Source organism: Ruegeria sp. CE12 (assembly GCF_056537525.1).
This window is the reverse complement of the sequence record NZ_JBQFRS010000058.1, coordinates 1-961: the sequence shown is the minus strand read 5'-3', so window position 1 is coordinate 961 and position 961 is coordinate 1. Positions and strand designations below refer to the sequence as shown.

Below are 961 nucleotides of genomic sequence, written 5' to 3'. Positions count from 1 at the left end.
AAAGTGGGCCAGCTGCACTTGCCCGGCGCATTGTTGAACAATGTCATACGGGTGATCCCATCCTTGCAGCTGATCATGAGCGTCTGATGTCTTTGCGCAAAGCGAAGGCTGAGGAAGCTGAGGCATTTTTTGCAACCCGTGCCAAGAACTGGGACAAAGAGCGTAGTCTTTATGCTCCGGAAGCTTCAGTGGAAGCCGCGATGTGCGGTCTGGTGGGTGGTAAAGCCATCCATACACTGCTTGATCTGGGTACGGGTACAGGCCGATTGCTGGAGTTGTTTAGCACGCAGTATGACCGTGGCATTGGCATTGATACCAGTCAGAGCATGCTATCGGTTGCCCGCGCTAATCTGGACCGGGCTGGCATTCAAAAAGCACAGGTGCGCCAAGGTGATATTTACGCTCTGCCACTTCCTCCCGATACGGCAGACCTCACTGTTGTGCATCAAGTGCTGCATTATCTGGAAGAGCCGGGCCGGGCAATTCAGGAAGCGGCCCGCACATTACGCGCGGGTGGACGTCTTCTTCTTGTCGACTTTGCACCGCACAATCTGGAATTCCTGCGGGAGAAGCACGCGCATCGGCGTCTTGGCTTTTCTCAGGAGCAAGTGGGTCGCTGGCTGGCGGACGCTGATCTGGATCTTCTGGAGACCACGGATCTTGGCCCTGAAGATGGGGCCTCTGACAAACTCACTGTTACCCTTTGGCTCGCGCAGGACCGCCGTGTTGTGACCGACTGGCCTGTTGCTGATCCGACCAAGGAGCTTGCTTAAAAATGAGCGAACATCGCATTGACCGTGGTGAAACCCGCGGCGGCGCCTCTAAGATCTCTGTGTCCTTTGAGTTCTTTCCGCCTAAAAGCGAAAAAATGGAGCAACAGCTTTGGTCATCCATCAAGCGGTTGGAGCCGCTTGCGCCAAGTTTTGTTTCTGTGACCTATGGGGCTGGCGGGTCAACCCGT

At 55.4% G+C, this 961-nt stretch carries 2 protein-coding genes; both read left to right on the top strand.

The features are described 5' to 3' along the window. The coding region (locus ACR0IO_RS23105) for a class I SAM-dependent methyltransferase (RefSeq protein ID WP_480745199.1) at window positions 1-773 on the top strand (773 nt) is incomplete at its 5' end. A 2-nt stretch (window positions 774-775) separates the two neighbouring features. Continuing rightward, on the top strand, window positions 776-961 hold a 186-nt coding region (locus ACR0IO_RS23100), incomplete at its 3' end, for a methylenetetrahydrofolate reductase (protein ID WP_480745196.1).